Here is a 23815-nt window from a genome sequence, read left to right as displayed (position 1 = left end):
TATGTATTTTTTTATACAAATAATTCTTATTATACAAAATAAATATAGATCATAAATGGGGCTATGATTAAATATAGATCCATTTATGATCTCTGGCCATTATATAGCTTATCTGCCGTAATTTCATTCTATATGCATATACTGCGTGTCCAATCCCTATGATATAATATATTTTAGGTATAAATTTGTATTTCATGATGTTATGTATATAAAGACAATGGATTAAAAAGAAATTCACAGTTGTACTTTATGACGTAAGATTTTATTGCATTCAATATTAATTGCAATTATGCTGAATTTAATTTTAATGAAAGAAGACATGACATGGGAAATTATGTAAATATTTTAGGGATAGATTTTTCAAAACTAAATCTAAATGAAACAGTTGAATTAATTGATACTAAAATATCAGAAGGTAGCAATGAGACATTTCACCCAATTACTGTAAATCCAGAAATTGCAGTGCAGATTCAAGAAGACCCAGAATTAAAAAAATATCAGGATTTCAAACCCCGATATTCTTATAGTTGCATTAGGGTCACCACTTGCTGATAAATGGATTTATAGACATAAAAATCATATTAATACTAAAGTTGTTTTTGGTGTAGGAGGAAGTCTTGATGTAATCACTGGAAAAGTGAAGCGTACACCAGAAATTTTAAAAAAGTTAAATTTGGAATGGTTATATAGAAGAACAACTCAACCTTCAAGAAAGGAAAGGCAAAAAAAACTAAAAATTTTCGCATATAGAGTTTTTATTGAAGCATTTCATAAGAATACAATCTAAGTAATACATAACTTTCTTATAAAACGTAATAGTAAAAAAATGCGTATTAATATAAATTTATTTTTATAACTAATGCTTTTGTGGAGGGAAATAAATGAATAAGATAGCCACACTTGGTCCAGTAGGTACTTTTAGTGAACTTGCAACAAAGAAATATATTCAAAAAACTAATAAAAATTTAGAAATAACATTCTATCCAACTATAACAAAAGTTTTCAATACAATTGGTGAAGAATGCAAATTAGGAATTATACCCATCGAAAATACTCTTGATGGATATGTACAACTTGTACTTGATTTACTTGCACAAACAGATTTACAGATAATACACGAACTTGTTATCCCGATTCAGTTTTCATTTGCAGCAAATGCTTTAAAGATTTCAGATATTGAAAAGGTATATGCCCAATTTAAAACTCAGGGTCAATGTTATAATTTTTTAGAACAATTTAACAGTATTAAAGTTATAACTACTGAAAGTAATGGGGAATCGTTTGAAAAATTGAAAGAGGGTATTACTGGAGAATCAGCAATAATTCCTCAATACATATTGAATAACGAAAATAAATTTTCTTTTATTATAGAAAATATAACTGATTCGCAGGATAATGAAACAAGATTTATTATACTTTCAAAAAATCCTGAAAGCTATGATGTAAATAAACAGTATAAAACTTCAATAGTTATTATGGATGCTATAAATAATAAACCGGGAGTGCTATCAAAAATTTTAAATGAGTTTTCTTCAAGGAATATTAATTTAACTTCAATAATATCACGCCCAACTAAAAAAGCACTTGGTAAGTACTACTTTTTTATTGATTTAGAAGGTCATTATGCTATAGACAAAAACATAAGTGAGGCAATTGAAGTAATTAGTAAGAATAATATAGTTAAAATTTTAGGTTCTTTCCCATTAGTTTAGCGTTCAATTATAATACTTTTAGTATAATAGAATAATTCTATAATTCGTAAATTTCTTTTAATGTGAATTAATCAATAAATTTAGATATACAGTGTCTAGTAAAACAATGTAGAAGAAACCTTCTGTAACTGCCAATGTTAGTACTAAAAGTACTCCCCCGACAATAAACGCTCGAAACGGATACAGGCTGATTCCTCCCACTAATAATAGTATATTAAATAAAAATACGAATATCAATACTGTTAATCTATCACCAAAATATAAAATAGGTGATAAATTCAATTTGAAAGATGGTGGGAACCTACAAATAACTCATATGTATAGCAATTCAGTTGATGGTATTGGAAAATCTATAACATCATATAAAAAACAAATTGGAAAATTAGAAGATGGCACTTCAACACTTTCTAAATGCTATAAAAGGTTTAGAAAGTGACATAGTTCTGTTTTTAGATATTTAGATATAGAGATAGAAGATAAATGGGATAAACAGATTACGGTTTTTTAAATCAGATTGTTTTTAGTTAATCAAAGTGCACTCAATGGGATGGGTGCATTTTAATTTTTTGAATGATTATTTCTATCATCATCAATAGTAATAGAAAATTCATTATTATTATCTTTAAAGTTATTCTTGTGTTTAAGTATAGCTTTCTCTTTTAAGTATGCAAGTATAGCAAAAATTACTGTTGTTCCTAGTACTATACCTGTTGTTGTTATGCAATACCATGGAAACAATAATAACATAGGCATTCATTTCGTCACCCCCTAGTATGATAAACATGTAAACATTAAATAATAGTTTTCCTGCCTAAAACTTTAATCTATATAACATCTTTATAGTTCTAAAGCTCATTTATATAACTATTGTTTAATAACTCATCTTTTAAGACAATATTCTCGTATAGATATAGGTTTACGCCCACCCCCATGAGGATTTTTGACCTCGGAGCAGAGACTGCTGCCTCTTCTTTGCGAGATGTTGCGTATGAGCTAGATGTCAATTGTATTTTTACAATTTTTCGTATATCGAATTAGGCTGTAACTTGCATAGATGAGAGGATTCTATCTAAATAATCTTTTAAATGAAGGTGACTTTTTATGTATATTGTTGGTGTTGATATTGGTAAAAATAATCATGAAGCTACGGGGCATTATTGGCTCTCATTATATTTATTTTTGCTAACAAAGGGATATGAGATAAACGTTATTAATTATATTCAATCTGATAGTTTTAGAAATTTGTATATTCGTAAAACTAAAAACGATACCAAAGATTCTTTTATAATTGCCGAAGTTATTAGATTTGGTAAATTTACTAATACAAAACTTTGTGATGATAAACTTCTTGCTCTAAGACAACTTTGCAGATATAAACTTTCTTTAACTACTGAAATTTCTGAACTTAAATGCAGAATAATTACAGTACTTGACCAAATTTTTCCTGAATATGATAAATTATTTTCTGATATTTGGGGTGCAAGTTCTAAAGCTGTTCTCGAAAAATGCCAAACTCCAGAAGGAATATTAGAATTGGATATAAATGATTTAACTGAACTATTGAAAACAAAAAGTAAGGGAAAACTTGGTTTTAATAAGGCTGAGGAGATTCAAAATGCAGCTAAAAATACTTTTGGCATTAAGATAGCTAAAAAAGCTTTTAAGTTTCAAATAAAACAACTTATTAGTCAAGTACTATTCCTTGAAAAACAAATGAAATTTCTAGATTCAGAAATTGAGTTTTATTATAGTCAATTTGACTGCCATCTAACAACTATTCCTGGAATTGATCCAACCGTTAAGCAATCAGGACAATTTCTATCTAATAAAAATAAAATATCCAAAAGAGGATCACCGTATCTTAGACGTGCCTTATTTTTATCTGCTTCAACGTGTGTCTTACACGATAGTCCTCTTAATGAATATTATAATAAAAAGTGAAGTGAGGGTAAACATCACTTAGTTGCTATAGGAGCTACAGCCAATAAATTGACACGTATTGTTTTTGCTGTTATGAGAGATAACAAGGATTATACCCCTATTAACTAAATAATATTATAACTAGACTGATAAGCTTATGTAAAATTTTAACTATTAATTATTTTAATAGTTTATTTGCTTTGCTCAAAATACTTCCCTACTATTCGTTTTTAAACTTCCTCTGAAATAAAATGAAAATAATGTGATATTAAAAAATGTTATTCATTTTTTAATAAGCTTGTATTATTAAACTATAGATTAAAATTTGTAATTATATCCAGATAGCAAAATCTTTGTATTTAAAAGTACCACTGCCATGATGCAATTTACCTTCCGATTCCAGCTGTCTAAAAGCATCACGCATTCTAATGAGTATTTCTGGATGTATATCCAAACTATGATGCGCTGGAAAAACCTTTTTTACTGGAAGTGTTGCAACCCTCTCAATTGATTTCAAATAGGCTTTTGGGTCAGTAGAAGGATAATAAGCAAATAAAGTATCTTTATAAACTAAATCACCTGTGAAAAGATAACCACGTTCCTTTTCAAAAAAACACATGTGTCCCGGTGAATGGCCAGGCGTATGCAACACTTGAATAGAACGTCCTCCTATATCAATGATATCATTATCTTTTAGAACCATTGTAGGCGTACCCTGAAAGAATTTGTAATTGTCCACATTATAACCTTCTGGCAAATCGCAACGATCTACTACCATGTCCTTTATTTGCTCTAAAGTCAGAGGAAATTCTCCATTCAGCCAGTTTAATTCATCCTTATGGGCATAAAAGTCAGGAAAAAACTTATGCCCGCCAACATGATCCCAATGAATATGAGTTGCCACAGCAGTTACTGGCTTGTCAGTCAGCTTTATAACTTCATCATAAATATTGCAAATGCCAAGGCCAGTATCAATCAATAGGCTCCTTTCAGTACCATTTAAAAGATAGGCATGCGTTTCCTCCCAATGTCGGTATTCGCTGATGATATGTGTATCCTTATCAATATGATCTATTGTAAACCAATTGTCCATTTAACTTGTCCTTTCCATTTTATTGAATCTGTAAATAAATCACAACGAAATTCAAATTTATTTATTGTTAAATAATAACACATATATGCTAAAATTTCAAAATCCGTAAAAATTATAAATTTGTAAGATATATGTATAAATATTACTAAATGTTTATCAAATTACCTAGAGTAATTTTTATAGTAATGCATAAACTTTAAATATAACCAGTAAAGTTTACTATAAAAAAGGAGTGAGTACTATGTCATATAGTAACAAACCAGTAGTTCCACAATCTAAAGCAGCATTAAATCAATTTAAAATGGAATCAGCTAAAGAAGTTGGAGTAAACTTAAAAAATGGATATAATGGAGATCTAACTTCTAGAGAAGCTGGATCTATAGGTGGAAACATGGTTAAGAAAATGATTCAAGCATATGAGCAAAATTTAAAATAAATATAAAGTAAATATATAGTAAAACCTGTACTCTAAATTAGGGCACAGGTTTTATTATTATTTGTCAAGATATGGATTTATAAATAAAATGATAGCATTAAATAGGAATTTATTCAATAGGTAATATCATATAATTATATATAGAACTTAGATCAATCCTCAGTTAAGCATATCTTTTTCGATATAATTTAATTATTTTTAAAAATTCATCAAATTTACAAATTATTATTTTTTAATTTTCCCATAATTATGGTGTGCTGTGATATAATGTATTTAATAGCAGCAAATCATGTTATGTAACTTACCTTCTCCCGGAAATGCTATATGAGTGGATTGCAGGTATAATGGGTTGACACAATGGGAGGAGGTAATATGAATGAGCTTTTTCTTTTTGTGCATTATAGTGCTTTCCATAACTGAAGTATCAAGTCTATGCATTTTATCAGTATTTTGTTATAAGCAAGATAAAATTAAAATGTTTTTTGAAAGCAAGACAAGTGTTTCAAAAGATAAAGTTTTAAATGATGTTAGGGTCGATGTAGATAAACCTAAAAAAGAAAATAGCAAGTAACTTCGGCTAAAAGCTACTTGCTCATATAAGTTTTTTCATGCATGACATAGTTTTGTGAATGTATACAGCTTCCTGTAATCCACTCAACCTTACATATTTATTATTATATTATAAACTGGACAAAAAATACACTATATAATTTAAATTTATGCTATACTTTTACTATTTTTATGATAGCATTTTAGTGAAATAGATATATATTATCATAATAAAATCATGAAATAAATTATGAATATTTTAAAGTAATATTTAATTATGTTAATTAAAAGGAAAATGAGCCTAGTTTTGATTAGACTCATTTCTTACTTTTACTATCTACTTGTAGTTGATTTTTGTAAGTTTAGTGAAAAATCATTTAGTGATTTTTTTGTATATTTGTATACATCTTCTCCTAATAAACCTCTATTAGAATTATTGCATTGTGACATATATTTAATAAAGTCATTATAAAAAGAAACGCTATTAGAATTTCCTGTTTTATTTTGTGAGCTATACATATCATACTCACATGATAAACTTAAAGCAATATGGGCTCTTTCATTTTCCGGTACATCTAAAAGAGCTTTTCTAAATGCTTGTCTTACACATCCAGGAGCTGATGTTGGAGGGAAGCTTCCTATATAACTTTTTTCTTGTTTCCATGAAGAAGAACTTTTAAAATTTACGCCAGCTTTTTTTAAGTGTGCGTACAAAACTAAATCTTCTTGCTTTTCTATGGGGTCTGTCTCACTGTTTATTTGGTCAAGTATATGTTTATCACCAGTAGATGTAGGTTTAAAATCATAAACTTCTGAGTCTTGTGAGTTAGAGTTGTTTTTCTTACTAATTTTATCATTAAAATTATATTTATTTATACTGATATTATTTAAATTTATCAAGTGGACATCTCCTAATTATTTTAGTAATTTTGAAATATTAGATGGGTTGATTATTGCTTATTTAATATATCGTATGAGGATATAATTAATTTATACCAATTTAATAATTCAATGGAAAAAATTAAAATATATAGTACAAGGAGTGTCTCAGGAAGAGTTGGAGCATTTTAGGGAGACTATTTGTGGAAATATAAATTCGGAGGTTAAGAGAGCTACTATATTGGCTCCTGTTTTTGATATAATTATAATTAAGGATATTGCTGATATAGAGGATGTTGTTAGTTTAAACTAAAAATGCACTTAGTCGAATGGGTGCATTTTTAATTTTTTGAATGATTATTTTTATAGAATTAGTAATATTTCAATTTATTTATATAATGTCATTTAACTTTTCTGCAGCACTGATTTTTTGCTTTGGCATTACATGAGTATAAATATCAGCTGTTGTTTCTATTAAAACCGGTATTAGTTTAGATGGAATAGGTACAATTCTATTATTGGATTTTGTCTTAGGGATTTGTATTAAAGTTTTAGTTTGTCTTATGATATCAGATTCTATTACTTTTACTCTCTTTGCCTTAACCTGTAGTTAGTGCCGTTAAAATTAAACATTTTAATGCAATTTGCTTTTGTTGCCATTTAAATACCTCCTTCTTTGCGTCTTTTGCCATTTGTTGAAATTTAGGCCTGTCTATATTTCCACCACTAAAACTTTCGTCCTCATATATAATAAACTCAATATTAGTGGTAAGATAATTAATACAGAATAGTAAATAAAGATGTCATAAACAACTGTAAGAATCTAAAAGAAAATGGGGGTGATTAAGATAAATGATGAAATAGTAATTCGTGAAATGAAAAAGTGTGATTTAGAAGAAGCACTTAAATTATGGAGAATATCTTTTAATGCAGGGTTTTCAACAAACTTTGATACTAAAGAAATTCTAATAAAATACTTAAATAGAAATCCTAAATTAAGTTCTGTAGCATGTACGAAAGATGAGAAAATAGTTGGTGCTTTAATATGTGGACATGATGGTAGAAGAGGATCCATTTATCATACAGCAGTTTATAATGAATATAGAAATAAAGGTATTGGAAGAAGGATGGAACAACGTTCCTTAGCAGAACTAAAAAAAGTTGGCATTACTACAGGATTTCTATTTATTAACATTAATAATCCTGGTTCAGAAGAATTTTGGAATTCTATTGGGTGGACTGTTATTCCAGATATAAAATACTTATATAAAGAGTTTTAGTTTAGGATACAATCTTCTTTTTAGGTGAATTAATTTACAAATTTGAATATACTGATGTTTTTTGAAAATTGAATACTGTGGTGATAAAATATAAAAATAATAATCACATTTTACAAAAGTACTATGTTCCCAATATGAAGAAATGCTATAATTATACGAGGAGTGATTCTATGAAGAAATGTATTGTAATAATGGGATAGTCAGAAAATTAGCATAATACAAAGGAGAGAGTTAAACATGACTATTCCAAATACAGATAAAGTATATCCAAGAAGTAACGATTACCAAACAATATATCTTAAAAATGTAATTACAAGAGATAATATAAAAGTTGGAGATTATACAATATATAATGATTATTATAATGATCCAAGGAATTTTGAAAAAAATAATGTATTATATCAGTATCCTGTAAACAATGATAAATTAATAATAGGGAAGTTTTGTTCAATTGCATGTAAAACAAAGTTTCTCATGACAAGTGGAAATCACACAATGAAATCACTATCTACTTATACATTTCCAATATTTTATGAGGAATGGGATTTAGACGTCAGACATATAACAGATGCTTGGGATAATAAGGGAGATATTGTAATTGGAAATGATGTATGGATAGGCTATGACGCTATAATTATGTCAGGTGTAAAAATTGGTGATGGTGCAATTATTGGAACCAGAGCAATAGTTACTAATGATGTTCCACCTTATACTATTGTTGGAGGCATACCTGCAAAATTTATAAAGAAAAGGTTTAGTGATGATATAATTTTTAAATTATTGAAAATTAAATGGTGGGATTGGTCATATGAAAAAATCCAAGCAAATATTAAACACATTCAATCAGGAAATATTGATAAATTACTTTAATTGTGGCTAATTATTCTTATTTTAATGAATCAACAATAAAAAACGAATAATAGATATAAATGCCATAATATTCAACAATGAATGTTATGGTGTTTTTAGTTCACAATACAAATAAATTGCATCCATGGTGGCATTTGTAGAACTTATTTATATAAAAGTTAAGGGTGGATTTATTTATCCACCCTGTTTAATACATCTTCTTTAAGGAATAATCTATCACGTGGAAAAACTTTAATAGGAACTAACTTACCACGTTTTACTAGATCATCAATATTTTGTCTTGTGCAACCTAAAATCTGCTTTGCTTCGTTGGTATTTATTATGTTACCAGAGAGAAATTTAAATAGTTCATTTTTAGAATTAAATTGATACATTAAATCACCTACTTAACAATATTATTAGAGTTATACAACTGATAATTAAACTTATGATACTTATTACTAGAGTTAACTTATTAATGTTTTTCATGATAAATAAACCTCCTTTTGTTTAAATTTTTTATATGATATTATTAACTTAGAAGAAGTTTTAAAGGGAGTGGAAGACTTATGTCTTCCACAGGATGATTAAAAGATTTATTAAGATTATAATCAAGTTTGTTATTGCTGTGATCAACTGGATTATTTCTTTTTTATCCGACCATTCTGACTTCTTCTTTTTACTCATCCTTATCACCTCCCTGCAATTATATTATAGAGAACTACTATGCGAACGTCAAGTAAACTATAATAAATAATAGTAAAAATATAAAATGATTACACAAAATGTAACAAGCTTAGCTTGTGATATACTTGTTATAATTTTTATAAAGTGCTATATAATAGCATTAGTGAGCAGTAGGGATTATATGATAACTGCTTGAATAAACGAAAATAAGCACTGGCTAAAGCTGGTGCTTATCTTAATATTATTTACAAAATATTAAAAAAATAGACAATTAGTTTATTTATAGTACATTAAATTGTAACAAATATTTTGTATAATTATAATATCATAAAAAAGTAAAAAGCTATCTGTGTCTGTGGTTGCAAGGCACATTAAATTTAAATGCAACCACCACAAAAAGCATATAGATTAGATCCCCTTTATTATAGTGTGAAATAGGTATCCGTCATTTAGGATACCTATTTTGCTTTGAGGAGATTCAGTGTCTATAAAGTTTCTTTTAGTATGATAAGAGTAACATATTATAAAAAATTAAAATTGCCTTTAGACTTTCATATAAGTTTATTGAAAAATAAGAAGGATTAACACATAAGTTATATATGTCAGCGGCTATTATATTTTATAGTGGAGAAAATGTGTTAAATTGAGTGTTATTAACAGATATGGATAGATATCTAAACTTATCTTTGGAAAAATTCGAATCCAGAGTTCTACATTTAAAAGAAGTACTAATTTATCTTTTAAATATGTTCCTATAATCACCATAGCTGTTACGCATAGTGCTGTAATACATATAGATGACATTTAAAAAGCTTATAACCTTTTTAGTATGAAATATTTAGAAAATATGATAATATTAACTCATAGGATTGGTATATGAAAGATTTTATGGGGGTGTAGAATGAAAAAGATAGTATTGGTAATCTTATCTTTGTTTATTATACTTACTGGCTGCTCTACAACAAAAACACAACAGACTAGTTCGCAAAAACAAGCGTCAGATTCACAGAGGTTATTGCAACCTAAGCAAGTAGTGGAAAATTATTTTAAGTATCTTAATGAGAAGAATAAAAAGGCTTTGTTTACAACAATAACTGAATGGCAGAAGGCGCCAAATGTGGAATGGGGATTTGATGTTCGCGAATATATTAAGCTTATTTCTGTTAAAGAAGAAACGAATCCTGCCTTTAAAGATGGTTATATATCTAATGGTAGAGGAAGTATTAATGGTGTCAAGAAAGAAAATGTAAAAGTATATAAAATCGAATATAATGTGAAATATAAAAAAGGAGCAGTTGCAGCTGAAGAAAGTGGAACTCAGCAAAAATGGTGTACACTTATTAGGAAAGATAAGAATTCACCATGGTTAATTGATGAAATTGGAGAATGATAAGGAAGATGAAAAGTTATACAAATTGCAAGTAGATAATTATAAATAATATGTTTGATGTGTATGAGGAAAGGAGAGTTATAATGAGTGATATATGTAATTGGATTTTGATTGGATATGAAATGCTTTCTGTTTTAATTCCGTTTTTTATCACATATGTGATTCTACAGTCAGTATTTAGAAAAGATGAAATGAGAAATAAAAAAAGAAATTTAATTTGGAATTTTATTTTTGCAGTTTATATTTTTGGAGTTCTACATTTTACGGGTGCTGGAACATTATATAATATTAAAATGTATGGATTGAAAATAAACCCAAATGAAGTTAACCTAATACCTTTTTCTGGAAATACAGATGTAGTAGAATATGTTTTAAATATTATATTGTTTATTCCTCTTGGATTTTTAATTCCACTAATTTGGACAAGTTGGAACAAATGGAAGTCAGTAATTATTGGAAGTTCTTTTTCTATACTAATAGAATTAAGTCAACTTTTCAATACTCGACGTACAGATATTGATGATTTCATACTGAATACTTTGGGAGCAATAGTAGGTTATTGTTTGTATAAGATGATTAATAGAGTGAAAAAGAAAGATATACAGACAAGTTATTTGGAGATAGAACCTTTTATATTTATTTGTGCTATGTTTTTAGGACGTTTCTTTATATTTAATGAATTTGGTTTGGCTAAAATTCTTTATAAATTTTAATGTTACTATCTTGTATAAAAAAATAGGGTGCCTATTTTGCATAATAAATTTGTGTAATAAAAATGAGATAATAATTCAAGGGAAGCTGAGCCTCCCTTTTTCGCAGCTATACTTTAAATGCTTATTTTCAAAAAATGCATTTTATATGCTGGCCATGAACTTTGGTATGGTATGTTCAAAGCCTCAAAAGAATGGTGAGATATTAGTGGTTTATTGTGTAAGAGTGATGTAACTATTGTAGAATGGAAAATAAAGCCTTTGTTATCTTCAAAAAATATAAGATCGCCTGGCTTAAGTAAAGAAACATTTTGAACTTCTAAACCTTTGGCACCGGGCAAATGTGACGCCTGATTTATTTTCAAGTACCAGTAAAGAGAATTTGCTACTGTCCAAGATATAGACCAAGTATCTCTATTTATATTTATGCTACTATGTTTATACCACCATGGGTTTCTAGTGCTATAATTCATAGGTGCACCACCGGCGTGTAAACATTGAGAAACAAAGTTAGCACAGTCACCACTAGTGTTATTATTTGTTAGAGGAAAATATCTATAAGTAGGGTTAGGTTTAAGCGCATATATAATGGCGTATTTTACAGCATTAGCCCTGGAATATTGGTTTTGTCTAAATGACTTCATATTAATCTCCATAAAAATATTCATAATTACATTTTATGTATCAATGAATATTTTTGCGTACTAAGACGTTAAGAATTTGGGATATATCGAAGGCTTTTTAGTACGAAATATTTCAAAAATATGATAATATTAACTTATGGAATTGGTATATGGAAGATTTTATGGGGGTGGAAAATGAAAATAGCAAAACTTATGTTAATTTCGTTAGCTGGTGTGCTAGATGTGCTTTTAATTGCTGCTCAAATATTAATAACAACCACTAACTTTAAATGGTCACCTTGGTATGACCCCGAAAACGGTATGGGAATATTTATATTGACATTTCAACTAAAAACAATTGTAATTGTTTTATCAATTTTGTGTATAAACCTTCTTATAAAGGAGACAAGATTAAATGTTAAAATGCTTTTGATAAGCGTAGTAAACCATATTGTATTACTTTTTAGTTTTAGTTTATTAGATGTAAGCTGGCTACTATTTAATATGGTTCTTATAGGAATTATAGTAGTATCTATTGCACTTATAATTAAAATACTCTGTAATACTATAAGAGGTTTTTACGTTTGTAAATCAGTATTTTATGGAAGGTGGAATTTTCCGTGGAAAAAGTAAGTGATTTGTCAAACAATAGTTTTAATTTAGAAAGAAACTTAAGGCAGCAGGGAAATACAAAGTATGATTATATCTTATATAACGCAAAATAAGCACTGGTTAAAGCTGGTGCTTATTCTTATATTATTTACAGTATATTCAAAAAATAAATAAATAATTTACTTGTATGACATTAAATCGTAACAAATACCGTATATACTTATAAGTGTCCTAAGGAAATAGCCTTAGCGAAAATGAAAATAATGTATTTACATATTATGAAAGAAAAGTAAAGGTAATTATCATCCTTGTGTCTGTAGTTGCAGGGCACGTTAAACTTAAGTGCAACTGCCACAAGAAAGTATATCAATGAATCTTATTTAGTGGGAGTGTTACAGTAGTAGCCATCAGATAAAATTAGATCCCCAATTATTATTGTAGAATATGCATCCGTCATCTAGGATGCATATTTTGCGTAATAGAAAAGATTTTTTAAATGATATCCTAAAAAGTGATGCGCGTGTTTCGTATATATATGAAAATACGTAAGAAATAATCTTAGAAAAAATAAAACTGGAACATATAATATATGTTTCGAATATATAATTAGGGGTGATAAAATGAGAGTGTATCCAATTATTAAATCTAATGATGAATTTTGTAGAAATTTAAATAATGAATATGAAAATAGACATAAAAGAAATAATGGGATGGGTATGTTGTTTTATGAAATGCTAGAAAAACATATATTAGAAAATACATATGAAAAAATGGAAAATGCGAAAAAAGTAATAGAAAGTTTATATTAAAATTTTTGACCGAATTCGCGCTAATCTATATTGAGTGTTTTATAGATATTTTTGTACTAAAAATAGAAAAACTACATGAACAAATTAGATGTTTGGTGAATACTCTAAATTGAGGCATTGGTATACTAAAAGTCGGATATTTAGAGCAAGTAGTCATCGGATAAATTTAAAGTGGAGGAAAATGATATGATTAGCGTAAATGATATTGTAGCCATAGGTGGAGTATTAGTTGGTGTAATTGGAGGTATATTTGGGTTAGCACCTTATTTGAACAAAAGGAACATTAATGTAGACAAGGTATTAAACACAACAGAACAAGTTTTAACTGCAACAGAACCACTTATAAAAATTTCAGAGACATTCCCTGCTTTAAAACCTGCTGGAAGTTTAATAGATTGGATGGAACAAAAAGCAAAAGCAGGTGTAAAAGCAGCTGAACAACTATATCATTCAGGAATATTAAAAACTGATGAAGACAGATTTAAGGCAGCTCAGAACACGGTATATGCTGCACTTAAGGAAATTAATGTGGAACCTACAATGAATCAAAAAAAGCTTATTAGTGATTTTATCCAAGAGGCAGTAAATGACATAGGACATGCTATTCCTACAGAAGCTGAAAAAAATGCACAAATTCAAAAGGTTCAGCAAGATTTAGCTGAAGTACAGAAAGAAAATGAAAAGTTAAAGCAAAAACTAGTTAATATGCAGAATACTGTAACTCCTGTACAAAAGGATGATACAGCAGCTGAAGGTAACGTATCGTAACCAGGGTTCAATAAGAAATAAAATCTAGAGTAGTGTAAAAGCTATTTTAGGTTTTATTTTTTATATTAACTGTAATGATTTCTTTGCAAGAGATAGATTTTAGAAAAGGAATTTTTAATTCAATATAGAATACTACTTAATACAAATAACAGATAAGTGACAGTAACATAAGGGTAATACTTAGTATAGTAATATACATTAAATATATTAAGGGGATGAATAATATGATTTTAGGAATTAGTGCAAGCGGCAGAAAAGATGGAATTACCAGCAAGACAGTGAAAGCTATATTGGAAGCAAGTAATTCAGAGTATGAATACATTTCATTGTCAGGTAAGAAAATTAATGGTTGTATTGGATGCACACTCTGTGCCGCTGATAATCAGTGCAAAGTTAAAGATGATTGGAATGAAATAGCAGAAAAAATGTTAATAGCAGATGCAATTGTTTTTGGAGCACCTAATTATGGAGGGACTATAAATGCTCTTGGCCATGCATGCTTGGAAAGAACTTTTTGCTTTCGACACAGAGAAGCTTTTAGTTTATCTGGTAAGATTGGTATAGCAGTTAGTGCTAGTTATAGTGAGCAAGGGGCAAGTTTAGTCAATATGATTATAAAAAAATCTATGATGGTTAATAAGATGTCAGTAGTTGGTGCTGTATCCGCTCATGGATATTCCCAATGTTACACATGTGGATTTGGTCACAAATGTAATGCAGGGAATGTGGTTAAGAAATATGGTCCTTTGGATAAAATTGAAAAGAAACATCTTCCACCTAGTTTTGAAGAGCAGGAAGATACAATCCTTAAAGCTAATAGTATGGGGAAATTATTGGAGTCTTTAGGAGTCTAAATAAGGAATATAAGAAAAGTTATTAATTTTGATTAGTAATGCAATTCAAGTATGCAAAATAAGCACTGGTTAAAACGGGTGCTTATTTTGTATTAGAAGATTCTAAATTTATTCATAAGTTTTTTTTAGCTGTTCAAGCATGTCCATAATAAGAAATGATAATTGTAATTGAAATATAGTCTGATAGTCTGTAAAGTCTAGTCCTGTTAGTTCCACAATTCGATTAAGTCTATATTTTATTGTATTATAGTGAGTAAATAATGATTTAGCGGTTGGTACAATTTCTAATCTATTGGTAATATATGCTTTTATGGTTTCTAGTAACATGTGGTATTTATCTGATTCTAGTTCTTGCAAAGTCTTTATAGCTGGATGGATCAAAGGTGACAAATCCTTCTGATTGGCGTAAGTTAAGAAAACATGCTGAAGAATAATATCTGAATATTTAATAATGGGTTTGGAAAAATGTAATTTCCAACCGGTATGCAGAGCTTCACAAGCAGAACGGTAACATTCAGGCAATGAATAAAGATTGTTAAATAGTAAGCTAATACCAGCACGACAATTAAAAGAATTTAATAAGTTTTCAAAATTAGTCCATTCAAATTCTGTGAATGGTTCTTTTGATTTATAATCATAAAGAGCTACAAGGTGATTATCGTAATATACAATGTTATCCCGCCCCAAGAAGTTTTGAAGCTTTCGTTTAAATAGAAAGGCTTTATCTTTGTCTTGCAAAAGGTCATTTTTTAGTTGAATAACTATCAATATCAAATTATCATATAATTTTAGATTAAATTGGTGTATGCGCTCATTAATTGCATTATGATCATATAATTTTTCATTTAATAGAGATATTAAAAATGATTCTATTAGGGGAGAACAAGAAGCCTGTTCTGCATGATTATTAGTTAAAAACTGGCAAAGACAATTTCCTATGAGTGTAATAATTTGTTGATCAGTTTCAGATATTGGCTTATTATATGCTAATGTTTTAAGATATCCTACAGGAGTATTATTGTATAAAATACGAAAAACTAATTGGTCATGATTTAAAATGCCTTTTTCCCATATTAAAAGAGGTTTTTGAGGATAAGTTCTTTCATCAGCTAATCCATCCATTATTACAGAGTTAACATATTCTTCAGTTACATATCCTTTAGATAATGTCCATTCCCATAGAGGTTCATTAATAACGGTATTACCACCAGCATGAGCGATAAAACAAAGTGAAACATCTACTAGCAAGAGAGGATTTCCTAATAGCTCCAGGCCTAAATCAAGTACTTCCTGCAAAGTAGAAGTATTCTTATTTAATTGCATAATTTTGAGGGCACATTCAGATACATACATAGCATTATCAAAATAATCCTGTACTGAGTTAAATAGCATATTTAGATCTGTACTAGGTTTAACGTAGATATAGTCACATTTAGGGACTAAAGAATCATACGCAAAAGTGTCACTATCCTTTATCAGCAAAAATGTTGTTGGTACAGTTGGTTGAATAGATGCTAGTTGAGAAGTTTTACCTATGTAGATACAGTCTGAATGTAGGTTACTTAAATTGTTATTTAACAAACGAAAAGTACGCACCTCATGATAACATTTACATGTAGAAGTTGGTTTAAATTCTGAAAGAAATTCTAATAAGCTGTTAATTTTTACTGCCATAATAATTCCTCCATAATATAGTCTTTATTAAATTATATAGTAAGTAGTGTAAACAAGCAAGATGATAGGTGTCTAAACATGCGACATTATGAAGTATATTGCAATTTATTGCAAACTAGAGTTAATAAATTATCAATAAATTATAAAAATAAAATGCAATATATTTAATGATAATAATTTAACAATTTCACTTTTAGACGATGCATTGAAAGGCAGGTACGTGATAAAATTAGTTTAAGAAATAACCCTATATATGAAAGGAGAGAAATGTTTATGGAAAATGCAAAAAGTAAAATCAAGTTAGGAATCTACGGCATTGGATTATTAATGATGGGTGTTATCGGTATTTCTAGTTCTTTATCGACAATAGGAGCTAAATTTCCTGAAGCGTCACAAACGATGATTCAGAATCTAATTTCAATACCATGTATTGTAATTATACCTACAACTATTGTAGTCGGCAAGCTTATGCAAACGATTTCCAAAAAGAATATTGCATTGGCAGGCATTATAATTTTCCTTATAGGTGGAGCAGCACCTGCATTTATGACATCTTTTACAACTATTTTGATTATGAGAGGGATACTTGGTGTTGGTATAGGCATATGTCAAGTTGTTAGCACTGCCATTGTTGCTGATAATTTTAGCGGAGTTGAACAACAAAAAGTACAGGGTACGTTACAAGCAAGTCAAATGGCAGGAGCGGCTGTTATGGTATTTGCAGGTGGGTGGCTAACAGAAGTGAAATGGAATTATGTATTTTATATACATCTACTTGCAATCATATCACTAATTTTAGTAGCAGTTATGGTGCCAAATACAAAACCAGAAAAAATGACAACAACAGGTGATGTGCAAAAAACAAAACTTACAAGTGCTACATGGGGATGGGCTATATTCATGTTTATATTATTTATAAGTGTACAAGTATATTCTATTTCATTGTCGTTTCTTGTAACAGAAAAAAATCTTGGAACTGCTGCAGATTCAGGGTTAGGGTTAGCATTCTTTGCAATTGGCGGTATTATTATGGGATTGTTATATGGCAGTCTGGCAAAGATAACTAAAAACTGTGCAATTGCAGTTGGATGTTTGATGCTGGTGGTAGCTTATGTAGTCATAGCATTTGCTAACAGTATGGTTATGTGTCATATTGGCAGCATACTTGTTGGTATGGCCGTTTCTGCTGCTTTGCCTGGTATTTTTATCAATACAGGTATGTCTGTAGATGGATTTTCAGCAGGTATGGCAATTTCTGTTGTAACCTGTGCACAAAATTTTGGCCAATTTTGTTGCCCGTATATTATTAATCCAATTTCCGCATCAATTAGCAGTGGCCGCGGTGTAAACTTTATGTGTTTCATCATAGGAGCAGTTGTGGCAGCTGTATTGACTATACTGATGTTGGCTTGGGGTATTAAAAAAAATAGGCAAGTAATTTAAAAATATACAGCTTGGAGGGGGAAAAAATATGTATCAAAAATTATTTTCGTCAAAAAATATTGGTTCAATGACTGTGCGAAATAGAATAGTTATGACTGCAATGGGTAACCATTTGGCAGAACCAGATGGAAGTGTTTCAGAATCAGATATAGCATTTTATGGAGAACGAGCAAAAGGTGGAGTAGGGCTTGTAATTACAGAGTGTGCTTGCATCAATTTAGAAATTGGAAAAGGAAATTGCAGGCAGATAGCAGTAGATGATGATAAATACATTGAGGGATTGAAAAGAATGGCAGATGAAATTCATAAATATGGTTCAGTTATAGCTGTTCAACTCTATCATCCAGGCCGCCAGGGTATAGCAGTAATCAATGGAAATACAAGCATGCAAGCACCTAGTGCTACAGAATGCCAGGTGGTTCATCAACCAACTCATGAGATGACAAAAGAAGAAATTAAAGATACAATCGATAGATTTATTCAAGGAGCTAAAAGGCTGCAGAAAGCTGGAATTGACGCAGTTGAACTTCATGGAGCACATGGTTATATGATTGGTCAATTTTTAAGTCCGTATACGAATAAAAGAACTGATGAATATGGTGGAAGTTTTGAAAACCGTATGAGATTTTTAGATGAAATTATTGCAGGAGTTCGTAAGGAATGTGGAGCAAGTTATCCTATTATTGTAAGATATTCTGCAGATGAATGTATGGGTTATGCAGGATATCCGGAATTGGGAATAAATTTAGATGAAGGAGTAAAGATTGCAAAGCATTTAGAGGCACAAGGAGTTGATGCACTTGATGTAAGCTGTGGTATTTATGAAACAATGAATACATCCTGGGAACCAGTTGGCTTTGATCAAGGATGGAAAATTAATATTCCAGCTAAGATTAAAGAGTCAGTTTCTATCCCGGTAATTGGTGTATCTGTAATTCGTGAGCCAGAATTTGCAGAAAAGATTCTTCAAGAAGAAAAAGTAGATTTTATAGGATCAGCTAGGCAGTTCTTTGCTGACCCAGAATGGGGAAATAAAGCACAGGAGGGAAAAGAAAAAAGTATTAGAAAATGTATCTCTTGCTTGTATTGCATGGAAACGTTAATGTCTGCAGATATGGGACAAGCACCTATGGCATGTGCAATTAATTATCAGGGAGGCAGAGAAAATCAATATGGAGACCATTTATTAAAGAAAGATGGTAAGGGACGTGTAGTTGTAGTTATTGGTGCCGGACCATCAGGAATGGAAGCAGCTCGCATATTAGCAAAACGTGAATTCAAGCCAATTGTTTTTGAAAAGAATTCTAAGGTTGGTGGACAAATTGTATATGCTTCTAAGCCTCCTAAAAAGGAAAAAACAGCATGGTTAATTGATTACCAAAAAGGGAAATTGGATGAACTTGGTGTTGAGGTAAAAACAAATCATGCACCAACAATAGATGAAATAAAAGCATTAAATCCCTATGCAGTATTTGTTTCACAAGGATCTAATCCTATAATGCCAAAATCTATTCCAGGACTTGATGGAGAAAAGGTTTATACACCAGTGGATATTTTGAGTGGAAAAGTAACACTTAAAGGTAAAAAGGTTGGTGTTATTGGTTCAGGCATGACAGGAATTGAGACTGCAGAATTATTGGGATCACAAGGCAATAAGGTAACAGTATTTGAAATGGCAGATGAAATAGGACCTGGAATATTTTTTCAAAACCTGATTGATGTTATGGGAAGAATAGCAGAACATGAAATTAAACTATATCCAAAACATAAGTTGGTAAAAATTGATGGAACTACTGTGACAGTAGAAACGACAAATACTAAGGAAACCAAAAATTTTGATTTTGATGCAGTAGTAGTTTCTTTGGGAACAGCATCTAATAAAGAATTGGTAGAAGAAATAAGGGAAGTATTTGACAAGGTTGTATTACTTGGCGATGCGGCAAAGGCAGGGCGTATTGAGGCAGCTGTTGGCAGTGGATATAAAGCAGCATTTGAATTATAAAATAATAAGTTGAAAAAGGGGGAAATAATAAATGTTAAAATCAGGAATTTACACACAACTATCACCAGTACTTTTTGGAAATGGAACTTTACAGCAAGTAGGTAAAAAGGCAAAAGAATTGGGTATGAACAAAATATTATTAGTAACAGATAAGAAAATTTCAGAAATTGGTTATGCGGAAAAAGTAGCTAATATTATAAGAGAGGAGGATGTGCAAGTCGTTATATGGGATGGCGTAGAAACAGATTGCCCGGATTATACAGTAGCAGCGGCAGCAGCTATAGGTAGAGAAAAATCAGTTGATGGCATTGTAGGAGTTGGCGGAGGTAGTACGCTTGACAGTGCAAAAGCTATTGCAGCAGTAATTCCAAATGGTGATGAAGTATTACAGGAAATTGTACTTTATTTAACCGGTCAAAAGAATTATGCTATAAAGCCGCTTACAATGCTATTAATTCCTACAACTTCAGGAACAGGTTCAGAGAGTACCTTTGTATCAGTTATTTCTTCGGAAACAATGCAGTGCAAAATTGGACTTCCGTGTCCCCCTGATTATGCAATTGTAGATCCAGAACTTACAGTTGGATGTCCGGCATTTATTACAGCATTTACAGGAATGGATGCATTTTCACATGCCAACGAAGCATTAACGGAAGGAAAAAATACACCACATTCTGATTTGCTAGCTTACGAAGCTATTAAATTAATAACAAAATGGCTGCCAATTGCAGTAAAAGATATAAACAATGCAGAAGCAAGAGAAAATTTAGCTTTAGCAAGTAATTTTGCAGGTATCGCATTTAATGAGTCAGGAGTGCATATGGGACATTCAACAGCACACGCCTTGGGGCATATATACCATATTCCTCATGGTATATGCTGTGCGTTAGTAACTCCAGCTATTATAGAATTTGCTGCTAAAACATATCCTGAGAAAATGAAAAAAATTGGAGAAATTATGGAAGTTACTTTTTGGTCAGAAGAACCAGAAGCAATTGGAAAGGCAGTAGGTGATGCAGTTAGAAAGTTGTGCAAAGAAATCCAAATTCCTTCTTTTAAAGAGCAGGGATTTACAAAGGAACAGATATTAGCTGCAAAACCTATGATTTATAAAGAACCACTATGTATGTCATTTGGAGGAACGATTACGGAACAAGATGTAGTTACAACATTAGAAACTTTATATGACGGTTATCAATAAAGTTTATAGTTTTCTTTAGATTTTACAAGTATAGTAAAAAAATATATGCTAAAACTTATTGATGAAAGTAATATTATATTGCAAAACAACAAAAAATAGAGCGGATGTACGCATCCGCTCTATTTACTGCTATATTATAATTTATTTAAATATGAAGTATCTGGAATATAGCTAAAATTACTATTTTTCTTATACAAATCTGAATTTAGAAGTAATTCAGGATTTTTTGTTAGTATAGGATTTTGTAATATTGATTGGGCTTGTTTCTGTAACTTTTTAGTATAAGAAGATTTTTTTGCGGATATGAAAGCTTCTTTTATGGAATTTTCTTGATCTTTAGTGATAGTGCCCTTTGATACTAGAGCATCTAAAGGAAATAGAGAATTATTTTTTGAAGTACCCGAGTACGATAAAGAAGAATTTCTTGCGGATATAAAAGCACTTTTAATAGAATTTTCCTGTGCTGATGTAATAGTACCGTTTGATACTAGGGTATCTAATGCAGAACTAAATGTATTGGTGTTAGAATTTTGTAAAGAGCTTAAAACACTTAGTGCTTTAGGGCTAAGTTTAACTGAGTCCGAACCTAAGCTGGAAATTAAGCTATCTGAATTATCAGAAGAATTATTTGAATCTGAAATTGAATTTTGCGAAACTTGCTTACTTGTATTTATATTATTCAAGTAAGAAAGCAAAGAATTAATAGTATTAGACATAGTTAGTACACTCCTTTATAAAATATTTCATTAATTTATCGAATTAATATTGTAAAACATAATATATTTTACAATATATTTTTCATTTGTTAATATGAACTAAATTTATTAAAATATTTTTACAATAAACAATGTTGGTTCAAAATAGATAATATAATTATCTATTTCATAACGTGTACCATATTTTTCTCTATAATGTTGAATAGCTTGTCCTAAAAATTTTTCTGTAACGTCTAAATATTCGGCTAATTCTTGTTTGCTTTTAATACCTCTTTCAAAGGCATTTATTAATTGGATAATGCCTATAAGCTTTTCATATCCCCAATTTCTAGCTATCTTTTCTTGCTTCATTTTACTTGTGTTTTTTTTATCTATTATTTCTCCATAAGTTTTATGATAGTGACCTAGTTCTTCAGCAAGAATACATGCTTTCTCTTTTGTCGTTTCTATGTTTTTAGATAATGCTATAATATTATCTGCATATAATCCTTTATGTTTTCCTATATCCATTTCGATTACATCTATACCTTGCGATTGTACTTCTTTAAGAAGTTCGTCATATGTCATAGAATCCCCCCATATTAAAAGTAGATTAGTCGTTTTTCCCCCTTTTCTTTCTTTTCTCAACAACAAATTCTATAAAATTTTTTATATCTTCAACATCATCATCTGTTATATCTTTGCCATCAAAATGTGCTGCTAATGTTCTTATGTTATTTTCTTTTATTAATTTTGATATTTTTTCAGATGGTGTGTCATTTTTATAATTAGGGACAACTTTGTCATTTGAATTTCTAAGTAAATAATCAACTGATACATTGAAATAGTTAGCTAATGATTTTAGCGTTTTTATATCGGGGGCTATTGTACCCTTTTCATAATGGGTATAAGTTGTTTTGTCTATATTCAAATATTTACTTAATTCAATTTGGGTTAATCCCTTTTCTAGTCTTAACTCTTTTAATCGATTAGGAAAATTTATATCTTCTAAATCTTTTTCTTTATCAAGCAGATAATCAGTAGAACATTGAAAATAATCAGCTATTATCTTTAATGTCTCTATGTCTGGCGACCTTCTATTTTGTTCATACATACCGATAGTGCTAGAAGAAATTCTTAAAATTTTTGCAAGCTCTTGTTGTGTCATGTGTTTGCTGGTTCTTAATTTTCTTAATTTTTCTCCAAACATGTGATTCACCTCATATTTATATTTTAACACTAAATGTGTTATTTAAAACTAATTTGCACAAATAGTGTGCAAAAACATTTACAAAACACATTTAGTGTGATAATATAAAACAAACAGAACACGATAAGTGTATAAAAAGAGTAAACAAGGAGGAGAAAATATGAATTTTAAATTAATAAAGTTTAGACAATCTTTAAGTATGAGTCAAAAAGATATGGCTCTTGCACTAGGAATATCAGTGTCTTTCTATATTAAAATTGAATCAGGTGAGAGAAATCCAAGCTTTAATTTTATTAAAAAATTAAAGAGAAGGTTTAACGTAAATATAGATAGGATATTTTTTGAAAATAATACACACGAAAAGTGTAGTGAAAAAACAGTGAAACCTATAAGTTCAAATGATGTAGCAAGTTAATATA

Annotated in this window: 29 protein-coding genes and 1 pseudogene; 20 read left to right on the top strand and 10 right to left on the bottom strand. The window is 29.7% G+C overall.

The annotated features are described in order from the left end of the window. The first annotated feature begins 324 nt into the window (after positions 1 to 324). The 4 genes from DMR38_RS22365 to DMR38_RS21945 all read left to right on the top strand — a co-directional run bounded on the left by DMR38_RS22365 (position 325) and on the right by DMR38_RS21945 (position 2148). Positions 325 to 552 (top strand): hypothetical protein, encoded by a 228-nt coding sequence (locus tag DMR38_RS22365; protein WP_243124326.1) that lies wholly within the window; start codon positions 325 to 327, stop codon positions 550 to 552. Beyond that, positions 497 to 787 carry a WecB/TagA/CpsF family glycosyltransferase gene (locus DMR38_RS22360; protein ID WP_347562553.1) on the top strand — a complete coding sequence of 97 codons (291 nt, stop codon included), beginning with the start codon at positions 497 to 499 and terminating at the stop codon, positions 785 to 787. Before DMR38_RS22365 ends, DMR38_RS22360 begins: the two co-directional genes overlap by 56 nt. Positions 788 to 881: 94 nt before the next feature. Then, the gene (locus DMR38_RS15830) at positions 882 to 1712 is read left to right on the top strand and encodes a prephenate dehydratase domain-containing protein (RefSeq protein ID WP_127722238.1); all 831 of its coding nucleotides are present in this window, start codon (positions 882 to 884) and stop codon (positions 1710 to 1712) included. A gap of 283 nt (positions 1713 to 1995) precedes the next feature. Beyond that, on the top strand, positions 1996 to 2148 hold the full coding sequence (locus DMR38_RS21945) for a hypothetical protein (RefSeq protein ID WP_175413034.1): 153 nt from the start codon (positions 1996 to 1998) through the stop codon (positions 2146 to 2148). 122 nt (positions 2149 to 2270) lie between these two features. On the opposite strand, the gene DMR38_RS15825 is transcribed toward DMR38_RS21945, so the two are convergent. Continuing rightward, positions 2271 to 2465: a hypothetical protein gene (locus DMR38_RS15825; protein ID WP_243124325.1), complete on the bottom strand. Its 195-nt coding sequence runs from the start codon at positions 2463 to 2465 to the stop codon at positions 2271 to 2273. 348 nt (positions 2466 to 2813) lie between these two features. On the opposite strand from DMR38_RS15825, the gene DMR38_RS15820 reads away from it, so the two are divergent. Beyond that, entirely contained in the window at positions 2814 to 3653 is an 840-nt protein-coding gene (locus DMR38_RS15820) for an IS110 family transposase (protein ID WP_243124324.1), read from the top strand. Positions 3654 to 3963: 310 nt separating this feature from the next. Here DMR38_RS15820 and DMR38_RS15815 read toward each other — a convergent pair whose 3' ends face one another. Further along, a complete protein-coding gene (locus DMR38_RS15815; RefSeq protein ID WP_127722236.1) occupies positions 3964 to 4725 on the bottom strand; it encodes an MBL fold metallo-hydrolase in 762 nt (253 codons plus the stop codon). 241 nt (positions 4726 to 4966) lie between these two features. Between DMR38_RS15815 and DMR38_RS15810 the strand changes: the two genes are divergently transcribed. Further along, entirely contained in the window at positions 4967 to 5161 is a 195-nt protein-coding gene (locus DMR38_RS15810; RefSeq protein WP_127722235.1) for an alpha/beta-type small acid-soluble spore protein, read from the top strand. A gap of 376 nt (positions 5162 to 5537) precedes the next feature. Next, positions 5538 to 5732 (top strand): hypothetical protein, encoded by a 195-nt coding sequence (locus tag DMR38_RS15805; protein ID WP_013239402.1) that lies wholly within the window; start codon positions 5538 to 5540, stop codon positions 5730 to 5732. Between the two features lie 311 nt (positions 5733 to 6043). On the opposite strand, the gene DMR38_RS15800 is transcribed toward DMR38_RS15805, so the two are convergent. After that, on the bottom strand, positions 6044 to 6610 hold the full coding sequence (locus tag DMR38_RS15800; protein WP_127722233.1) for a hypothetical protein: 567 nt from the start codon (positions 6608 to 6610) through the stop codon (positions 6044 to 6046). A gap of 157 nt (positions 6611 to 6767) precedes the next feature. Here DMR38_RS15800 and DMR38_RS22575 point away from each other — a divergent pair, with 157 nt between their 5' ends. After that, positions 6768 to 6902, top strand: coding sequence for a hypothetical protein (locus DMR38_RS22575; protein WP_279230788.1), 135 nt, complete (start codon positions 6768 to 6770; stop codon positions 6900 to 6902). 358 nt (positions 6903 to 7260) lie between these two features. Here the strand turns inward: DMR38_RS22575 and DMR38_RS15795 are convergent. After that, positions 7261 to 7347, bottom strand: a pseudogene (locus DMR38_RS15795) (recombinase family protein); the annotation flags it as partial. A gap of 117 nt (positions 7348 to 7464) precedes the next feature. Between DMR38_RS15795 and DMR38_RS15790 the strand changes: the two are divergent. Continuing rightward, the gene (locus DMR38_RS15790; protein ID WP_243124323.1) at positions 7465 to 7869 is read left to right on the top strand and encodes a GNAT family N-acetyltransferase; all 405 of its coding nucleotides are present in this window, start codon (positions 7465 to 7467) and stop codon (positions 7867 to 7869) included. 237 nt (positions 7870 to 8106) lie between these two features. After that, the gene (locus tag DMR38_RS15785) at positions 8107 to 8739 is read left to right on the top strand and encodes a CatB-related O-acetyltransferase (protein WP_127722231.1); all 633 of its coding nucleotides are present in this window, start codon (positions 8107 to 8109) and stop codon (positions 8737 to 8739) included. A gap of 170 nt (positions 8740 to 8909) precedes the next feature. Here the strand turns inward: DMR38_RS15785 and DMR38_RS15780 are convergent, their stop codons facing one another. Continuing rightward, complete coding sequence (locus DMR38_RS15780) at positions 8910 to 9113, bottom strand: helix-turn-helix domain-containing protein (RefSeq protein WP_127722229.1); 204 nt, start codon at positions 9111 to 9113, stop codon at positions 8910 to 8912. 1193 nt (positions 9114 to 10306) lie between these two features. Between DMR38_RS15780 and DMR38_RS15775 the strand changes: the two genes are divergently transcribed. Further along, positions 10307 to 10795: a DUF4829 domain-containing protein gene (locus DMR38_RS15775; protein WP_127722227.1), complete on the top strand. Its 489-nt coding sequence runs from the start codon at positions 10307 to 10309 to the stop codon at positions 10793 to 10795. A gap of 83 nt (positions 10796 to 10878) precedes the next feature. Further along, on the top strand, positions 10879 to 11508 hold the full coding sequence (locus tag DMR38_RS15770; protein WP_175413032.1) for a VanZ family protein: 630 nt from the start codon (positions 10879 to 10881) through the stop codon (positions 11506 to 11508). Positions 11509 to 11621: 113 nt separating this feature from the next. Here the strand turns inward: DMR38_RS15770 and DMR38_RS15765 are convergent, their stop codons facing one another. Continuing rightward, the gene (locus tag DMR38_RS15765; protein WP_127722224.1) at positions 11622 to 12149 is read right to left on the bottom strand and encodes an amidase domain-containing protein; all 528 of its coding nucleotides are present in this window, start codon (positions 12147 to 12149) and stop codon (positions 11622 to 11624) included. Between the two features lie 174 nt (positions 12150 to 12323). On the opposite strand from DMR38_RS15765, the gene DMR38_RS15760 reads away from it, so the two are divergent. The 4 genes from DMR38_RS15760 to DMR38_RS15745 all read left to right on the top strand — a co-directional run bounded on the left by DMR38_RS15760 (position 12324) and on the right by DMR38_RS15745 (position 15171). Beyond that, on the top strand, positions 12324 to 12761 hold the full coding sequence (locus tag DMR38_RS15760; protein ID WP_127722223.1) for a hypothetical protein: 438 nt from the start codon (positions 12324 to 12326) through the stop codon (positions 12759 to 12761). A gap of 599 nt (positions 12762 to 13360) precedes the next feature. Further along, entirely contained in the window at positions 13361 to 13549 is a 189-nt protein-coding gene (locus DMR38_RS15755) for a hypothetical protein (protein WP_127722221.1), read from the top strand. Between the two features lie 186 nt (positions 13550 to 13735). Then, the gene (locus tag DMR38_RS15750; RefSeq protein WP_127722220.1) at positions 13736 to 14317 is read left to right on the top strand and encodes a hypothetical protein; all 582 of its coding nucleotides are present in this window, start codon (positions 13736 to 13738) and stop codon (positions 14315 to 14317) included. Positions 14318 to 14541: 224 nt separating this feature from the next. Then, the gene (locus DMR38_RS15745) at positions 14542 to 15171 is read left to right on the top strand and encodes a flavodoxin family protein (protein WP_127722218.1); all 630 of its coding nucleotides are present in this window, start codon (positions 14542 to 14544) and stop codon (positions 15169 to 15171) included. Between the two features lie 108 nt (positions 15172 to 15279). On the opposite strand, the gene DMR38_RS15740 is transcribed toward DMR38_RS15745, so the two are convergent. Further along, the gene (locus tag DMR38_RS15740) at positions 15280 to 16845 is read right to left on the bottom strand and encodes a helix-turn-helix domain-containing protein (RefSeq protein ID WP_127722217.1); all 1566 of its coding nucleotides are present in this window, start codon (positions 16843 to 16845) and stop codon (positions 15280 to 15282) included. A 273-nt stretch (positions 16846 to 17118) separates the two neighbouring features. Here DMR38_RS15740 and DMR38_RS15735 point away from each other — a divergent pair, with 273 nt between their 5' ends. From DMR38_RS15735 to DMR38_RS15725, 3 genes are read left to right on the top strand one after another with little or no spacing between them, the layout of a single operon-like run. Further along, entirely contained in the window at positions 17119 to 18288 is a 1170-nt protein-coding gene (locus DMR38_RS15735) for an MFS transporter (protein WP_243124322.1), read from the top strand. Positions 18289 to 18316: 28 nt separating this feature from the next. After that, a complete protein-coding gene (locus DMR38_RS15730) occupies positions 18317 to 20290 on the top strand; it encodes an FAD-dependent oxidoreductase (protein WP_127722214.1) in 1974 nt (657 codons plus the stop codon). Between the two features lie 31 nt (positions 20291 to 20321). Beyond that, positions 20322 to 21491: an iron-containing alcohol dehydrogenase gene (locus DMR38_RS15725; RefSeq protein WP_127722212.1), complete on the top strand. Its 1170-nt coding sequence runs from the start codon at positions 20322 to 20324 to the stop codon at positions 21489 to 21491. A gap of 134 nt (positions 21492 to 21625) precedes the next feature. Here the strand turns inward: DMR38_RS15725 and DMR38_RS15720 are convergent, their stop codons facing one another. The 3 genes from DMR38_RS15720 to DMR38_RS15710 all read right to left on the bottom strand — a co-directional run bounded on the left by DMR38_RS15720 (position 21626) and on the right by DMR38_RS15710 (position 23396). Then, a complete protein-coding gene (locus tag DMR38_RS15720) occupies positions 21626 to 22207 on the bottom strand; it encodes a hypothetical protein (protein ID WP_127722211.1) in 582 nt (193 codons plus the stop codon). Positions 22208 to 22315: 108 nt separating this feature from the next. After that, entirely contained in the window at positions 22316 to 22774 is a 459-nt protein-coding gene (locus tag DMR38_RS15715; RefSeq protein WP_127722209.1) for an ImmA/IrrE family metallo-endopeptidase, read from the bottom strand. 25 nt (positions 22775 to 22799) lie between these two features. Continuing rightward, positions 22800 to 23396, bottom strand: coding sequence for a helix-turn-helix domain-containing protein (locus DMR38_RS15710; protein WP_127722208.1), 597 nt, complete (start codon positions 23394 to 23396; stop codon positions 22800 to 22802). A gap of 160 nt (positions 23397 to 23556) precedes the next feature. On the opposite strand from DMR38_RS15710, the gene DMR38_RS15705 reads away from it, so the two are divergent. After that, the gene (locus DMR38_RS15705; RefSeq protein WP_127722207.1) at positions 23557 to 23811 is read left to right on the top strand and encodes a helix-turn-helix transcriptional regulator; all 255 of its coding nucleotides are present in this window, start codon (positions 23557 to 23559) and stop codon (positions 23809 to 23811) included. The last annotated feature ends 4 nt before the right edge of the window (positions 23812 to 23815 follow it).

This window comes from Clostridium sp. AWRP (assembly GCF_004006395.2).
Classification (GTDB): Bacteria; Bacillota; Clostridia; order Clostridiales; family Clostridiaceae; genus Clostridium_B.
This window is presented reverse-complemented; position numbering and strand designations above follow the sequence as displayed.

Bases quoted from the DNA above. Each gene is read 5' to 3' on its own strand.
- DMR38_RS15710 (WP_127722208.1), bottom strand. From the start codon at position 23,396: ATGTTTGGAGAAAAATTAAGAAAATTAAGAACCAGCAAACACATGACA.
- DMR38_RS22365 (WP_243124326.1), top strand. From the start codon at position 325: ATGGGAAATTATGTAAATATTTTAGGGATAGATTTTTCAAAACTAAAT.
- DMR38_RS15740 (WP_127722217.1), bottom strand. From the start codon at position 16,845: ATGGCAGTAAAAATTAACAGCTTATTAGAATTTCTTTCAGAATTTAAA.
- DMR38_RS15790 (WP_243124323.1), top strand. From the start codon at position 7,465: ATGAAAAAGTGTGATTTAGAAGAAGCACTTAAATTATGGAGAATATCT.
- DMR38_RS15810 (WP_127722235.1), top strand. From the start codon at position 4,967: ATGTCATATAGTAACAAACCAGTAGTTCCACAATCTAAAGCAGCATTA.
- DMR38_RS15735 (WP_243124322.1), top strand. From the start codon at position 17,119: ATGGAAAATGCAAAAAGTAAAATCAAGTTAGGAATCTACGGCATTGGA.
- DMR38_RS15750 (WP_127722220.1), top strand. From the start codon at position 13,736: ATGATTAGCGTAAATGATATTGTAGCCATAGGTGGAGTATTAGTTGGT.
- DMR38_RS15825 (WP_243124325.1), bottom strand. From the start codon at position 2,465: ATGCCTATGTTATTATTGTTTCCATGGTATTGCATAACAACAACAGGT.
- DMR38_RS15725 (WP_127722212.1), top strand. From the start codon at position 20,322: ATGTTAAAATCAGGAATTTACACACAACTATCACCAGTACTTTTTGGA.
- DMR38_RS15715 (WP_127722209.1), bottom strand. From the start codon at position 22,774: ATGACATATGACGAACTTCTTAAAGAAGTACAATCGCAAGGTATAGAT.
- DMR38_RS15745 (WP_127722218.1), top strand. From the start codon at position 14,542: ATGATTTTAGGAATTAGTGCAAGCGGCAGAAAAGATGGAATTACCAGC.
- DMR38_RS15730 (WP_127722214.1), top strand. From the start codon at position 18,317: ATGTATCAAAAATTATTTTCGTCAAAAAATATTGGTTCAATGACTGTG.
- DMR38_RS15830 (WP_127722238.1), top strand. From the start codon at position 882: ATGAATAAGATAGCCACACTTGGTCCAGTAGGTACTTTTAGTGAACTT.
- DMR38_RS15705 (WP_127722207.1), top strand. From the start codon at position 23,557: ATGAATTTTAAATTAATAAAGTTTAGACAATCTTTAAGTATGAGTCAA.
- DMR38_RS15815 (WP_127722236.1), bottom strand. From the start codon at position 4,725: ATGGACAATTGGTTTACAATAGATCATATTGATAAGGATACACATATC.
- DMR38_RS15775 (WP_127722227.1), top strand. From the start codon at position 10,307: ATGAAAAAGATAGTATTGGTAATCTTATCTTTGTTTATTATACTTACT.
- DMR38_RS15720 (WP_127722211.1), bottom strand. From the start codon at position 22,207: ATGTCTAATACTATTAATTCTTTGCTTTCTTACTTGAATAATATAAAT.
- DMR38_RS15760 (WP_127722223.1), top strand. From the start codon at position 12,324: ATGAAAATAGCAAAACTTATGTTAATTTCGTTAGCTGGTGTGCTAGAT.
- DMR38_RS15780 (WP_127722229.1), bottom strand. From the start codon at position 9,113: ATGTATCAATTTAATTCTAAAAATGAACTATTTAAATTTCTCTCTGGT.
- DMR38_RS15785 (WP_127722231.1), top strand. From the start codon at position 8,107: ATGACTATTCCAAATACAGATAAAGTATATCCAAGAAGTAACGATTAC.
- DMR38_RS15820 (WP_243124324.1), top strand. From the start codon at position 2,814: ATGTATATTGTTGGTGTTGATATTGGTAAAAATAATCATGAAGCTACG.
- DMR38_RS15755 (WP_127722221.1), top strand. From the start codon at position 13,361: ATGAGAGTGTATCCAATTATTAAATCTAATGATGAATTTTGTAGAAAT.
- DMR38_RS15805 (WP_013239402.1), top strand. From the start codon at position 5,538: ATGAGCTTTTTCTTTTTGTGCATTATAGTGCTTTCCATAACTGAAGTA.
- DMR38_RS15765 (WP_127722224.1), bottom strand. From the start codon at position 12,149: ATGAAGTCATTTAGACAAAACCAATATTCCAGGGCTAATGCTGTAAAA.
- DMR38_RS15770 (WP_175413032.1), top strand. From the start codon at position 10,879: ATGAGTGATATATGTAATTGGATTTTGATTGGATATGAAATGCTTTCT.